Origin of the sequence: Nonomuraea sp. JJY05 (genome assembly GCF_043496855.1) — a bacterium.
In the GTDB taxonomy this organism is placed as follows: Bacteria; Actinomycetota; Actinomycetes; order Streptosporangiales; family Streptosporangiaceae; genus Nonomuraea.
The window spans coordinates 227,271-241,191 of record NZ_JBIEIS010000016.1; the positions used below are offsets into that span (position 1 = coordinate 227,271).

At 70.3% G+C, this 13,921-nt stretch carries 13 protein-coding genes; 4 read left to right on the forward strand and 9 right to left on the reverse strand.

The features are described 5' to 3' along the window. Positions 1–73: 73 nt before the first annotated feature. Positions 74–406, reverse strand: a complete 333-nt coding sequence (locus ACFKCF_RS26525; RefSeq protein ID WP_394497620.1) for a hypothetical protein — start codon at positions 404–406, stop codon at positions 74–76. An 83-nt stretch (positions 407–489) separates the two neighbouring features. Between ACFKCF_RS26525 and sppA the strand changes: the two genes are divergently transcribed. Then, on the forward strand, positions 490–2,187 hold the full coding sequence (gene sppA / locus ACFKCF_RS26530; RefSeq protein WP_394497622.1) for a signal peptide peptidase SppA: 1,698 nt from the start codon (positions 490–492) through the stop codon (positions 2,185–2,187). A 4-nt stretch (positions 2,188–2,191) separates the two neighbouring features. On the opposite strand, the gene ACFKCF_RS26535 is transcribed toward sppA, so the two are convergent. From ACFKCF_RS26535 to ACFKCF_RS26555, 5 genes are read right to left on the reverse strand one after another with little or no spacing between them, the layout of a single operon-like run. Beyond that, positions 2,192–2,674: a flavin reductase family protein gene (locus ACFKCF_RS26535; RefSeq protein WP_394497624.1), complete on the reverse strand. Its 483-nt coding sequence runs from the start codon at positions 2,672–2,674 to the stop codon at positions 2,192–2,194. A gap of 58 nt (positions 2,675–2,732) precedes the next feature. After that, positions 2,733–3,668, reverse strand: a complete 936-nt coding sequence (locus ACFKCF_RS26540; protein ID WP_394497625.1) for an ABC transporter substrate-binding protein — start codon at positions 3,666–3,668, stop codon at positions 2,733–2,735. Between the two features lie 38 nt (positions 3,669–3,706). Next, positions 3,707–4,399 (reverse strand): ABC transporter permease, encoded by a 693-nt coding sequence (locus ACFKCF_RS26545; RefSeq protein ID WP_394497627.1) that lies wholly within the window; start codon positions 4,397–4,399, stop codon positions 3,707–3,709. Further along, the gene (locus tag ACFKCF_RS26550; protein ID WP_394497629.1) at positions 4,396–5,076 is read right to left on the reverse strand and encodes an ABC transporter permease; all 681 of its coding nucleotides are present in this window, start codon (positions 5,074–5,076) and stop codon (positions 4,396–4,398) included. Before ACFKCF_RS26550 ends, ACFKCF_RS26545 begins: the two co-directional genes overlap by 4 nt. Continuing rightward, positions 5,069–6,109, reverse strand: coding sequence for an ATP-binding cassette domain-containing protein (locus tag ACFKCF_RS26555; RefSeq protein ID WP_394497630.1), 1,041 nt, complete (start codon positions 6,107–6,109; stop codon positions 5,069–5,071). Before ACFKCF_RS26555 ends, ACFKCF_RS26550 begins: the two co-directional genes overlap by 8 nt. A gap of 323 nt (positions 6,110–6,432) precedes the next feature. Here ACFKCF_RS26555 and ACFKCF_RS26560 point away from each other — a divergent pair, with 323 nt between their 5' ends. Next, on the forward strand, positions 6,433–8,259 hold the full coding sequence (locus ACFKCF_RS26560; protein ID WP_394497632.1) for a hypothetical protein: 1,827 nt from the start codon (positions 6,433–6,435) through the stop codon (positions 8,257–8,259). A 58-nt stretch (positions 8,260–8,317) separates the two neighbouring features. On the opposite strand, the gene ACFKCF_RS26565 is transcribed toward ACFKCF_RS26560, so the two are convergent. Both ACFKCF_RS26565 and ACFKCF_RS26570 read right to left on the reverse strand, forming a co-directional pair. After that, a complete protein-coding gene (locus ACFKCF_RS26565) occupies positions 8,318–8,785 on the reverse strand; it encodes an iron chaperone (protein WP_394497634.1) in 468 nt (155 codons plus the stop codon). Positions 8,786–8,882: 97 nt separating this feature from the next. Further along, the gene (locus ACFKCF_RS26570; RefSeq protein WP_394497635.1) at positions 8,883–9,338 is read right to left on the reverse strand and encodes a carboxymuconolactone decarboxylase family protein; all 456 of its coding nucleotides are present in this window, start codon (positions 9,336–9,338) and stop codon (positions 8,883–8,885) included. Positions 9,339–9,523: 185 nt separating this feature from the next. Here ACFKCF_RS26570 and ACFKCF_RS26575 point away from each other — a divergent pair, with 185 nt between their 5' ends. Further along, positions 9,524–12,001 (forward strand): tetratricopeptide repeat protein, encoded by a 2,478-nt coding sequence (locus tag ACFKCF_RS26575; protein WP_394497637.1) that lies wholly within the window; start codon positions 9,524–9,526, stop codon positions 11,999–12,001. A gap of 69 nt (positions 12,002–12,070) precedes the next feature. On the opposite strand, the gene ACFKCF_RS26580 is transcribed toward ACFKCF_RS26575, so the two are convergent. Beyond that, positions 12,071–12,214 (reverse strand): hypothetical protein, encoded by a 144-nt coding sequence (locus ACFKCF_RS26580; protein ID WP_394497638.1) that lies wholly within the window; start codon positions 12,212–12,214, stop codon positions 12,071–12,073. A gap of 249 nt (positions 12,215–12,463) precedes the next feature. Between ACFKCF_RS26580 and ACFKCF_RS26585 the strand changes: the two genes are divergently transcribed. Beyond that, on the forward strand, positions 12,464–13,921 hold a 1,458-nt coding region (locus ACFKCF_RS26585), incomplete at its 3' end, for a DNRLRE domain-containing protein (RefSeq protein WP_394497640.1).

The following is a 13,921-nucleotide window of genomic DNA, read 5'->3' on the forward strand; positions in this document are numbered from 1 at the left end:
CACCGCCTCGTAGAAAACGATCAACGGCTCGCAGATCCGGTAGAGAGACCTCCCCTTCCTGAACGCGTCCTCTTCACGGGCGAACGAGCCCCCCGGGAATAGCGGAGAACAGCCGCTCCAACGCCTCGTTCCAGTTGGCGAACGCATATCGCCCGCCTCCGTTGTATGGCGCCAGTGCCTGGCCGAAACGGGCCAGCGCCGCGGTCTCGGTCTCGTCCGCGGCGGCGAAGAAGAACCCGCCGACCTGCCGGGTCAGGGCGTCGAGGAGGTAGGTCTTGCCCAGTCGCCGGCTGCCGCTCACGATGCCGAGTCGCACGTCAGGGCTGGGCGACGTGGCGAACCTGACCAGACCCGCCCATTCACGATCGCGGCCGAAGACGTGCGCGGGCTTGGTGACCGAACTCATAGGAGAACTATGCAGCCAGGGGGTGGACACCTTGGCCGTAGATCCCTAAACGCATTTCGTATTGGGTCGCTTAGGGTGTCTTCATGGAGGCAGCAAAGGCGATCTTCGAAACCGTCGACAAGCTCCGCCAGCGGCGCACGGCCCCGCTGGTGCTGGAGCTCGATCTCACAGAGGGCCTCACCGAGGGCCCGCCGGCGGACCCGCTCGCCGCGGTGCTGTCCATGCGCAAGACGCGCCTGTCCGACGTCCTGTCCGGGCTCAAGCGGGCCAGGCAGGACTCCAGGGTCAAGGCGCTGGTGGTGAAGATCGGGGGTAACCCGCTGGGCCTGGCCATGGTGCAGGAGCTGCGCCAGGCGGTGATCCAGTTCAGGGCCTCGGGCAAGCTGACCGTCGCGTTTTCGGAGACGTTCGGGGAGTTCGGCGGCGGCACCGTGCCGTACTACCTGGCCACCGCGTTCGAGCGCGTCTACCTGCAGCCGAGTGGCGACGTCGGGCTGACCGGGGTGGCGCTGGAGCAGCGATTCGTCAAGGGGGCCCTGACGAAGCTGGGTGTCGGCTACGAGGCCGGGCAGCGGCACGAGTACAAGACCGCCGTCAACACCTTCACCCAGGACCACATGACCGAGCCGCACCGCGAGTCCATGGGCCGCATCGTCGAGTCAGTCACCGAGAGCCTCAGCGCGGGCATCGCCGACGGGCGCCGGCTCGACCCGGGCAAGGTGCGGGAGCTGATCGACCGCGGCCCGTTCACCGCCACGGAGGCGCTGGAGGCCGGGCTGGTCGACGGGCTGGCGTACCGGGACGAGGTGTACGACCAGGTCAAGCAGGCGGCTGGCGACGACTCGCACCTGCTGTACGTGTCCAGGTACGCCAGGGGCGCGGCCGTGCGGAAGCTGCCGCACCCGACGGCGGACGGGATCGCGCTCATCCACGGCACCGGCATGATCAGGACCGGTCGCAGCGGGCGCAGCCCGCTGGGCGGGGGCGGGGCGATGGGCTCCGACACGATCAGCGCCGCCTTCCGCGCGGCCCGGCGCGACGAGCACGTCAAGGCCGTCGTGTTCCGGGTGGACAGCCCCGGCGGTTCGTACGTGGCCTCCGACACGGTCTGGCGCGAGGTGACCCTCACGCGCAAGGTCAAGCCGGTGATCGTCTCGATGGGCGACCTGGCGGCGTCGGGCGGCTACTTCGTGGCGATGGCCGCCGACGTGATCGTGGCCCAGCCCGGCACGCTGACGGGCTCGATCGGGGTGTACGGCGGCAAGCCGGTCGTCGCGGAAATGCTAGAAAAAATCGGCATAAATTCGGAAATGGTGGCGTCCGGGGTTAACGCCGGAATGTTCTCCACATCCCGCAGCTTCTCCCCCGAGCAATGGGAACGCGTCAACGCCTGGCTCGACCGCATTTACGATGACTTCGTGGGCAAGGTCGCCGCGAGCCGCGACCTGACCCGGGAGCGCGCGCACGAGCTGGCCCGCGGCCGCGTGTGGACCGGCGCCGACGCGCACGCCAGCGGTCTCGTGGACGAGCTCGGCGGCCTGGAGGACGCGCTGGTCCTGGCCAGGAAGCGGGCCGGTCTCCCCGACGACGCCCCCGTACGCGCCTACCCCCGGCTCAACCCGCTGGAGCGGCTGCGCGGGCCGGACTCGAGCGAGGACAAGTCCGCTGCCCTGGCCCGCATCCGCCTGGACGCGTGGGGACCCCTCGCGCGCCTGTCGGCCGAGCTCGGCCTGCCCGCCGCGGGGCCGCTGCTCCTGCCCACCTGGTACGTGATCCGCTGAGCGCTCAGGATCCGACCGGGCGGTAGCGGGAGCGGAGCCGTACCAGGGGCTGGAGAGAGGCCTCGACGTAGGGCACCGCGAGGACGGTGGCGATGAAGAGGGTGTGATCCCCGGCCGGGACCACTTTGGTGGTCTCGGCCTCCAGGGCGGCCACCCCGCCCTCCACCACCAGCGCGTCCGAGTGCGTTCCCCGGTGATGCGGCGTGCCCGCCAGCAGCAGCCGGGCGCTGGGCCGGCCGGCGGTGGCGAAGCGGCTGGCGACGGCCGCCTGGCCGGACGACAGGAGCGAGGCCGCCCAGCGGTCCTGCCGGAGCAGGACCTCGTTGAGGTAGCCGCCACTGGCCAGGCTCACCAGGAGGAGCGGGGGCTCCAGCGAGACCGACATCACCGCCGACACCGTGGCGCCCAGGTCGTCGCGCCCGTCGCGTACGGTCACCACGGCCACCCCGGCCGCCAGTTGCGCCATCGCCTCCGTGAACTCGCTCACGGCACGAACCTAGCGGTGCGGGCCCCCGGACGGCGGGGACCCGCACCGGAAAGCGGCGTCAGCCGAGGCCGTTGGAGGTCAGCCATTCCTTGGCCACGGTGCCGGGCTCGTCCTTGTTGACGGAGATCTTCTGCATCATGTCCAGGAGGGACTGCGTGGTGAGCTTCGCCGAAACGGCGTTCAGCGTGGTCTTGATCGTGTCGGTCGCGGCCGCCTTGTTGAGCAGCGGCGTCACGTTCTGGGCGGGGAAGATGTTCTTGGGGTCCTGCAGCGGCACCAGGTTGTTGGCCGTCATCTTGGGGTCGGTGGTGAACACGTTGCCGACCTGGATCGTGCCGTCCTTGATCGCGTCAGCGGTGGTCGGGCCCGTGGGCTTCCACTGCTTGAACTCGATGCCGTAGACCTCCTTGAACCGCGCCTCCCACCGCTTCTTGAACTCGGGCGGGCCGCCGACGACGAAGGTCTTGGAGACCTTGGCCAGGTCCTCCATGGTGTTCAGCGACTGCTTGGTCTGGGTGTCCTTGCTGATGGACAGGCTGTCCTTGTCCTCGGCCGGGGAGGAGTCGAGCACCTCGAGCTCGGCGGGGAGCTTCTCCTTCAGCGCGGCGTTGACCTCGTCGGTGGTCGCGGCCGTGTTCTTGAGGTCGACGAAGGCCAGCAGGTTGCCGTTGTACTCGGGCACGATGGTCAGACCACCGCTCTTGACCTGGTCGAACACGACCTCGCGGCTGCCGATGCGCGGCTTCTCCTCGACCTGCACGCCCTTGGCCTGCAGCGCCTGGGCGTAGATCGACCCGAGCAGCACGCTCTCGTCGAAGTCGAAGGATCCGATGACGGCCTTGCCCCCGCCCCCGCTCGAAGCCGAACCGCTGGGGGCCGCGCTCGATGTGTCGAGCGGGTTGCCTCCAGTGTTGCCACCGCCGCCACCGCCACAGGCGGCCAGCGCGAGCATCGCCGAAACGAACACCCCGGCGATGCCGTACTTGCGTCCCATCTTGCTTTTCCCTTCTAAGCGGGAGGTAATACAGGAGACTATCGGACCTTCAGCCGCTGGCTCACGCCTGGGGAGACGGTCACTCTCTGGGCGAGCGTGAACAATATCTGGACCACCAGGGCAAACAGCACAATCAGTACTGAACCGCCGACGACGCTCGCGTAATCCTTGGTCGCGAAACCGTCGATCACGAACCGCCCCAGACCGCCGAGCCCGGTGTACGCGGCGACCGTGGTGGTGGCCACGACCTGGATCGCCGACAGCCGGCACCCCAGCAGGATCAGCGGCAGCGCGACCGGGACGAGCACCCGCCCGAGCACCTGCCCGCCGCGCAGCCCCATCCCGTACGCGGCGTCGCGCAGCTCGGGATCGACCCCCTTGATGCCCTCGAAGGTGTTCACCAGGATCGGCGGCACCGACAGCAGCACCAGCGGGACGATCACCGGCAAGCTCGAGGCCGTGCCCAGCAGCAGCACGAACATCACCAGCAGGCCCAGCGTGGGCAGCGCCCTGGCCAGGTTCGCGGTGACGGCGACCAGCACTTCGCCCCGGCCCGTGTGGCCGATCAGCAGCCCCAGCGGCACCGCGATCACCACGGCCAGGACCAGGGCCAGGGCCGAGAACTCCAGGTGCTCCAGCAGGCGCATGGGGATGCCGTCGGGGCCGGACCAGTTGGCGCCGTTGCCGAAGAACTCGGCCAGCCAGCCGAAGAACGCGGTGAGCCAGCTCACGATGCCTGCCCCCTTCGGGCCCGTACCCATGGAGTGAGCAGCCGCTGCGCCAGCACCAGCAGCCCGTCGGCGACCAGCGCCAGCGCCACGATCAGCACGATCCCGACGATCACCGGCGGCATGAACGGGTTCTGGTACGCCCGCGTGAACAGCCCGCCGAGCCCGCCCTGCCCGATCAGCGCACCCACGCTGACCAGGCTGATGCTGGAGACCGCGACCACCCGCAGCCCCGCCAGCACCACGGGGACGGCGATCGGCAGCTCGACCGCGAGCAGCCTGCGCAGCGGTGTGAACCCCATCGCGATCGCCGACTGCCGCACGTGGTCGGGCACCGAGCCGAGCCCGTCCACGACGGCCGGGATCAGCACGGCCATGCCGTAGAAGGTCAGCGGGATGATCACCGTGGTCTGCGACAGCCCGGTCACCGAGATCAGCAGCATGAAGACCGGCAGCGAGGGGAGCGCGTAGACGACGTTCATGAAGCCGGCGGTCGGCTGGTAGAGCCAGCGCCAGCGTACGCAGGCCAGCCCCAGCGGCAGCGCGACGACCAGCGCGAACAGGATCGGCACGAGGGACATGGTCAGGTGGTCGAGGAGCAGGTTCTTGATGCTGTCGACCCGGCCGGTGTCCCAGTTACGCCCGATCCATTCCCATATGGAAGGAGGGCCGTCAGCCATCTGCCGCCTCCGCGAGCGCCTTGTCCAGCGTCTCCCTGGTGGCCACGCCGACGACCTTGCCCTCCTCGTCCACGGCCACCGCGCAGCCGGACGGCGACAGCAGCGCCGCGTCGAGGGCCGTGCGCATGGAGTCGCGCCCGTACACGAACGTCCCGTACGGCTCCAGCTCGTCGGGCCGCTCCCGGGAGACCCACCCGGTCGGCCTGCCGTCCCCGTCCACGACCAGCCGCCAGGGGTCGTCCGCGGCGCCGGTCAGGTCGGTACGCAGCCGCAGCCCGCCCGTCGAGATGAACTGCAGCCGCCGGATCCCCCGGTCGTGCCCGAGGAACTCCTTCACGAAGTCGTCGGCCGGCTCGGACAGCAGCGTCTTGGGAGCGGCCAGCTGCGCCAGCTTGCCGCCCACCCGCAGCACCGCCACGCGGTCGCCCAGCTTGATGGCCTCGTCGATGTCGTGCGTGACGAACACGATGGTCTTGTTCAGCTCGGACTGGAGCCTGAGCAGCTCGTCCTGCAGGCTCGTGCGCACGATGGGGTCGACCGCGCTGAACGGCTCGTCCATGAGCAGCACGGGCGGGTCGGCGGCCAGCGCCCTGGCCACGCCCACGCGCTGCTGCTGCCCGCCCGAGAGCTGGAAGGGGTAGCGACCGGCCAGCGCCGGGTCGAGGCCGACCCGTTCGAGCAGCTCCATGGCCCTGGCCCGGGCCTTCTTCTTGTCCCAGCCGAGCAGGTACGGGACGGTGGCGATGTTGTCGACGATCTTGCGGTGCGGGAACAGGCCGGCCTGCTGGATGACGTACCCGATGCCGCGCCGCAGCGTCGGCGGGTCGATGCCCTGAACCGGCGTGCCGTCGAGGAGAATCCGGCCCTCGGAGGCGTCGATCATCCGGTTGATCATCCGGAGTGAGGTGGTTTTCCCGCAGCCCGAGGGGCCGACGAGCACGGTGATCTCTCCCGTGGGCGCCTCGAGGTCGAGACGGTCCACGGCGACCGTTCCGTCTGGGTAGCGTTTGGTGACAGCGTCGAATGTGATCACGCGCGAACTCTCGCTTCAGGCTTCTGTGGCAGGGGTCGCAGCCCCCGTGCCACGACCGCCGCATGATCTATCGCAGCACAGACTACGGCGATCCGGACCACCGTGTCGTCTCCGGATCCAGCTGAAACGCTTCAGTTGAGCTGGATATTTACCCCAAATCTTGAAGTGGTAGTGCGCCGGACCATGGTGTGTTGGCATGATTACCTCCACGAACTTCTGACCTATACCTCCACAAAGTTCTGACGAGTACCCCGAACGAAACTCGCTAACGTCAGCCCGCTCCCCCACCCTCAGCGTCCGCTCACAGCAAGAGGATCCGGCCCGTGTCTCAGCCGCTCACCGATCAGCGCCGACGCGCCGAGTTGATCGCAGAGCTCTACGACCGCCATGCCGCTGGGCTGTTCGCGTACTGCGCTGACCAGCTCGGCGACCTAGGCTCCGCGTCCGACGTACTGGTGACCCTGTTCTCCAGCGTCGCCGGCGTTCCCTCCGCCGCCGAGGCGCCCCGCGCCGCTCTCTACGCGTTCGCCCGCCGCGAGATCCACCGGCGGGACATCGTCTACGCGCCCCCCATGGTCGATCCGCTGATCGACCCGGCGACCGCCCTCGTCGAGCGCACCTTCCGCGAGCTGCGACCGCACCAGCGCGAAGTGCTGGTGCTGTGCGCGGTCTGCGGGATGAGCAAGGCGGAGCTGGCGTGGGTACTCGACGTCGCTCCGGACACCGCCGAGGAGCTGGCGGTGGGAGCGGCCCACCACTTCCGGCACGCGTTGGTGACGGCACTGTCCTCCACGGGGGTCCGCGTGCCCAAGCCGGTGGCGGACGTGTACGGCGCCCTGGGCGTGGCCCCGCTCGCCGACATCATCGGCCGCCTCCCGTGGGCGCAGCCGCCCGGAGCCCTCCGCATCCACTTCGCGGGCTCCCGTTCCGCCAGCCCCGGCCCGCTCTTCGTCAAGCCGCGCTGGCCCAGCCCGCCGATGTGGCCCCAGCCCCTGGCGGACGCCGACCCGGCGACCAGCACGGTCATCTTCCCGGCCGAGCTGCTGACGCCGCCGTCCCCGTCGCAGGTGCCCGAGCACGCCGCCACCACGGCCCCGATGCCCAAGCTGAACAACTCCCCGGAGTCCGCACGGCGCCGCGGACAAGTCCCGACCTCACACGTACCCTTCGGAGAAACCCCGACCTCAGCGCCACGCTCGTTCTTCGGAGACGGCCGGAGCTCGACTCCGGGCTCCTTCTTCGGAGACGGCACGGCCTCGACCGCCCGCTCCCCCCTCAGGGACCCGTTGGCCTCCGCCCAGCGTCTGCACGATCCGCTGGGCCCCACCCCGTCTCTCAGAGATCCTCTGGCGGCGGTGGACGGCGCACGGCCCGACCAGCCCGGCACACCACATACAGCTCCACCCTTCGCAGGGAGGACCCCAGTGCCGCCCCACATCCATCCGTTCTTCCAGGACCCGCCCGACGAGCCTTTCGGCGGTCTGGAACCCTTCGCGACCGGCGACGTGATCTTACCCAGGGGCACCCCTGAGCCCTTCGCGACCGGCGACGTGATCCTGCCCAGAGATCTTCCGAAGCCGTTCTCGGACGACGACGGCGACATCCTGGCCCCCAGGGACCCGCACCCCGACGTGCTGGTGCACAAGGGCCCCGCCCGCCCGCTCCAGCAACCGCCGCGGACGGACGAGCCGGCCCGCGACGCGGCGCCCCTCTTCCGCCCCCGCCCCAAGTCCTCCAGGCGCACCAAGGCCGCCAAGCCCTCCGAGCCGGCCAGGCGCACCCCGAAGCCGGCCGAGCCCCTGAGGCCCACCGAACCGGTCTACCACCTGCCCCTGTACGACAAGGCGCCCCCGAAGTCCCCCACCCTCCCCAAGCCCTCCTCGTCGAACAGGAGGACCCCGGCTCCACCCGACGAGGACCCCCAAGGGGCCTTCGCCCCCCTGGCCCCGGAGCCCTCCCTCCTGGCCCCACGCGCGGTCCGCCCCCGTCCGGTGCCCAAGAAGCGCCCGGCGTACACGGCCCGCCCCGAGAAGATCCGCCGGCGCAAGGACCGGCACTTCGACTGGGCCTGGGAGGTCGTCGGGTTCCTGATCTGCGTGGCGATCGCCATGATCGTCTTCTTCTCGATGCCCGCGTTCCTCCACCCGTGACGCGCACGCCGGTCTGGGCGTGAGCAGCACGCCCGCACCGGCGCGGCAAGGGGAGTCCTCAGCTCGCCGCCCGCTTCACGAGCGCGCTGATCCTCGCCTCGTTGTCGGCGGTCAGCTCCGTCAGCGCGAAGGCGGTCGGCCACATGGTGCCGTCGTCGAGGTTCGCCGGGTCGTTGAAGCCGAGGGTCGCGTACCTCGTCTTGAACTTCTGCGCGGGCTGGAAGAAGCAGACGATCTTGCCGTCCTTGGCGTAGGCGGGCTGGCCGTACCAGAGCTTCGGCGCCAGGGACGGGGCCTCGGCCTTGATGATGGCGTGGATGCGCTCGGCGATGACCCGGTCCGCCTCCGCCATCTCGGCGATCTTCTCGACCACGTCCCGCTCCGCGTCGGCAGCCTTGCTCGCGCTCGAACTGCGGCGCGCGGCCTTCTTCAGCTCCTGCGCGTGCTCCTTCATCGCGGCTCGTTCGTCGTCGGTGAACCCGTCGAACTTGTTGTCGGCCGCGGTGCTCTTCTTCGTTTCGCTCATGGTGGCAATCTCCTTGTCTGCGAGTCATCTGTCTTGAGAGGCGGCGGCCTCCGGGCGGCGGATCAGTGTATGTCGTCGCCCGAAGGCCGGTGCGCCCCTACCCCCATGCGCCGGCGATCTGGCGGGTGGTGGCGTTGAGCCGGTTGAACATGTTGGTGACGCCGATCATCAGGACGATCGCGGCCAGCTGCTTCTCGTCGAAGTAGGTCGCGGCGGTGTCCCAGACCTCATCGTTGACCGCGTCGGGGCGGTCGGCCAGCCGGGTGGCGGCCTCGGCCAGCGCGAGCGCCGCCCGCTCCTCATCGGTGAAGTACGGGGTCTCCCGCCAGGCGGCGACCGTGGCCAGCTTGTCCTCGCTCACCCCGGCCTTGCGGGAGGTCTTGACGCCGCCGTCCACGCAGGCGCTGCAGCCGTTGATCTGGCTGACCCGCAGGTGCACCAGCTCCAGCGTCTGCCCCTCCACCCCACCGGAGTGCACGGCCTTGAAGATCTCCTGAATGGGCTGCATCGCGCCGGACAGGATGACGGCGGGGTTCTGCATACGAGGCTGCATCGGGTTTCTCCTCTTTCAGGTCTGCGCCCCGGTCCCTCGGGGGCGTGACTCCATGACAGCTCGTGGAGGGCTACGATGACGACGTCGATGGGACACTCTGGGACAGTTGAAACGTCTCTGACCAGCGGTGACCGTCCTCGAGAAGTTTCCGCCGGTGTGGGACAAAAGACAGGGGAACGGTGGCTGTGCATCAGAAGGCAGCGAAGACCGACCCGAAGGACGAGCTGGCCGCCCGCCTGCGCATGCTCCAGGAGCTGTCGGAGCGCGGCGTGCGGGCCCTGGCCCGGGACGCCGGCCTCAGCTCCTCGTCGCTGTCGCGCTATCTCAGCGGCCAGACGTTGCCGCCCTGGCCCGCGGTGGTCGCGCTCTGCCGCCTCCTCAAGCGTGACCCCCGCCCGCTGCGCCCCCTGTGGGAACGGGCCTCCAACCCCCTGCCGGCGCCCCCGAAGACCAGCCGCCAGGTCCAGCCTCCGTCGCCACCCTCGGGAGCTCCCCGCCCGCCCCGCAACGACCTGCCGCGCGACGTGCCCGACTTCACCGGACGCGAAGCCCAGCTCGCCGCCGTGCTCGCCGGGGTGGACAGCAGCCGGGTGGTCGCCATCGACGGCATGGCAGGCGTCGGCAAGACCTGCCTGGCGGTGCACGCCGCGCACCGGCTCGCCGCCGACTACCCCGACGCCCAGCTCTATCTGGACCTGCACGGGTTCACCGCCGGGCGGGAGCCGCTCGGTCCCGACCCCGCGCTGCGGGCCCTGCTCGCCGCCCTCGACGTCCCCTCGGAGAAGATCCCGCAGGAGGGCGGCATCGAGCCGCTGGCCGCCTGCTGGCGCTCCGAGCTCGCCCACCGGCGGGCCGTCGTGGTCCTCGACAACGTCGCCGACGCCGACCAGGTCCGCCCGCTGCTGCCCGGCGCCGGCCCCTCCGTGGCCCTGATCACCAGCCGCAACCGGCTGCTGGGCCTGGACGAGGTGCCCCCGGTGTCGCTGGACGTGCTGACCCCGCAGGAGAGCGCCGACCTGCTGGCCCGCGCCAGCGGCGATCCCGGCGGGCCCGACAGCCGGCTGGCCCGCGACCCCGAGTCCGCCGCCGAGGTGGTACGGCTGTGCGGCCATCTTCCGCTGGCCCTGCGGCTGGCCGCGGCCCGGTTGCGGCACCGGCCGGGCTGGACCGTGGGCATCCTCGTCGAGCGGATGGCTGAGGGCGCTACCGAGTTCGACACGGCGTTCGCCATGTCCGTACGGCAGCTGGACCGGACGCAGCGCCGCTTCTTCCGGTTGCTGGGCCTGATGCCCGGCTCGACCTTCGACGAGTACGTGGCGGCGGCGCTGGCGGACATACCGCTGCGCAGCGCCCGGGCGATGCTGGAGGACCTGCTCGACGCGCACCTGGTCCAGCAGCCGGCGGCCGGCCGCTACCGGCTGCACGACCTGGTGCGCCAGCACGCGCGCCGGGCCGCCACCGAGCAGGACTCACCGGCGGAGCTCGATCAGGCGCTGGGCCGGGTGCTCGACTACTACGTCCACGCGGCGGCCGCCGGTGACGCCGCGATGTCGTACCTGTCCCCCAGCCGGGTGGTCTCCGCGGGCCGGCCGCCGGCCGAGCTGCCGCGGTTCACCGACAAGCACGCGGCCCTCTACTGGTTCGCCACGGAGTACACCAACCTGATGGCCGTCTTCGAGACGGCCGTCGCGACCGGAGCCGACGCGCACGTGTGCGAGCTGCCGCGGTTCATGCGGGCGTTCTTCGCGCGGCGCTGCGGCACGACGCACCTCAACGTCCTGTTCGAGCGCTCGCTGGTCGCCGCGCAGCGCCTGGGCGACCCGGTGCAGCTGGCCGAGGCGCACAGCGACCTGGGCTTCGCCCGCTACAACGCGGGCCGGATGGCCGAGGCGGACGCCGCGTACGAGGCGGCGGCGCCCCTGGTGTCGCAGACCGGGGACACCAGGTCGGAGGCCGAACTCACCATGCGCCGCGGATACCTGAGATGGGACGAGGGCTACGTCGAGGAGCCGCTCGACCTGTTCCGGCTGGCGGGCAAACTGTACGCGGACGCCGGCTGCCCGATGGGCACGGCCCATGCGACCGCGTACGAGGCCTGGGCGATGCTGCAGCTGGGACACCGCGAAGAGGCGGCGCGGCTGGCCCGCGCGGCGCTGGACATGCCGCACGCCGACCCCGCCTGGCCGCCCACGCTGACGGCCAGGATCACCCTCGGCGTGGCCATCGCCCCCGAGGCGCCCGGCGAGGCGCTGGAGCACCTGGAGCAGGCGCTGACGCTGGCCCGCGAGGACGGCCACAAGCACAACGAGGCGTGGTGCCTCAACTGCATGGGCGTCGCGCTGCGGCAGATGGGCCGCTACGAGGAGGCGCTCGCGAGCCATCGGCAGGCGTTCGCGCTGCTGGACGAGCTGTTCGAGGAGCACTGGAAGATCCATTTCCTCAACGGCTACGCCGAGACCTGCCGGCTCGCGGGCCTGCCCGAGGAGGCCCTGCGCCTGCACCGGCAGGCGCTGGAGCTGGCCCCGAAACTGGGCTACCGGTACGCGGAGGCCCTGGCCCACGAGGGGATCGCCGCGGTCCTCGACGAGAGCGACCCGCCCACGGCCGCCGAACACCGCGCGGCCGGGCAGGCCATCCTGCAGGAGCTCAAACCGGGGACCTGACGCGACGGGTGTGGCCGCGTCCTGAGGGACCGGCCGTCGCTCAGGTGACCGGGCCGGCTGCGCAACCGTTCACGTCAGCGTAGGAGCTCGGCTGACGAGGACGTCCGCGCGGGCGACTTGCACCTCGCCCTCGATACCTTCCTCGGCGACGCGTAAGGTCACCTCGATCAGGTTGTCGCACTTCACCAAACCGAAGAAGCGGAACCGCTCCACGGCCCCGAACCCGCGCCGGGCCGGCGAGCCGCCCGGTTCGCGTTGGGTGCCGCAGCGGAGGTCATCGTGGTCGACTGGTGGATATCGCCACGCAGATTCGGTCCCTGTAAAAATCTTTGCGCAGAATGAACAGAACCCTGGACTCGCGGTTCGGGGGCGGGCGAAAATCCGATCGTCAACCGAAGATCGTGGAGACGCCGGGCAGCTCTCGTCCCGCGCGTAACCCCTGCTCAACACGAGCGAGGACGTATGCGGGTAGTGCGTGGGCTGCTTACGGCGGCGCTGATTTTAACGATCTCTCCGGCGGTCGCCGCCCGGGCCGACGAGGCGCCGGAGCCGCCGAAGGCCGTCCAGGTGCCGCCGAAGGCCGAGGAGTCCGCGGTCGCGGCCGCTCGGAGTGCCGGCCGGCCGGTGGAGATCGAATCGATGCGTACGGAGACCCGCCAGGTCTTCGCCAAACCGGACGGCACGCTCTCTATGGAGCTGAACGTCCGCCCGGTGCGCGTCCGGCAGGCGGGCGGCTGGGTCCCCGTCGACACCACGCTCCGCCTCAACCCCGACGGCTCGGTCAGCCCGGCCGCGACGGCGATCGGGCTGAGGTTCTCCGGCGGCGGCAACGCCCCGCTGGCCAAGCTGTCGCGCGGTGCCAAGTCCGTGGAGCTGGGCTGGCAGGGCACGCTGCCCAAGCCCACGCTGAACGGCGACACCGCCACCTACGCCGAGGTCATGCCGGGCGTGGACCTGCAGGTCACCGCGGACGTGGACGGCTTCTCCCACATCCTGGTGGTCAAGTCGCGGGCCGCCGCGGAGAGCATGACGGAGCTGACGTTCCCGCTGTCGGCCTCCGGCCTGTCGGTCGAGTCCGACCAGGCGGGCAACATCGAGGCCGTCGACAAGAACGAGGGCACGATCTTCACCGCGCCCACCCCGAAGATGTGGGACTCCAAGGGCATCACGAGCCCGCAGGCGCTCAAGGAGGGCCGCTCCCCGGAGGCGCGCGAGGCGACGATGGGCGTGGAGCTGGCGGGTAGGCAACTGCGGCTCAAGCCCGACAGAAAGATGATGACGGACCCGAAGACCAAGTTCCCCGTCTATCTCGACCCGTACTTCTCGGCCGCCCGCAACGCCTGGACGGCGGTCTGGAGCAACTGGCCCAACTCCAACTACCTGAACTCCAGCGACGTCGCCCGGGTGGGCCACGTCGAGTCGCAGAAGAACCGCTCGTTCTTCCAGATGAACACCGGCTCGACCATCCACGGCAAGCAGATCATCAAGGCCACGCTGCGCACGTACGAGACGTGGTCGTACTCCTGCAGCGCCCGCAAGGTCGAGGCCTGGGCCACCAACACCATCAGCAAGTCCACGACCTGGAACAAGCAGCCCTCGTGGGTCAGGCTGCTGTCCACGGTGAACGTGGCCAAGGGCTGGGGCTCGTCCTGCCTGCCCGGCGGCGTCGAGTTCGACGTCACCTCGCAGGTCGTGGACGCCGCCGCCAAGAAGTGGCCCAACGTCACGATCGGCCTGCGGGCCACCAGCGAGACCGACGTGTACGCCTGGAAGAAGTTCAAGAACAACCCGAGCCTGGTCATCGAGTACAACTCGATCCCGACCGACCCCGTGGCCGCCGACACCTGGTCGGACCCGGGCGGCCCCTGCGTCTCCGGTGACGGGCGGCCGGTCATCAGCACCGCCACCCCCAAGCTGTGG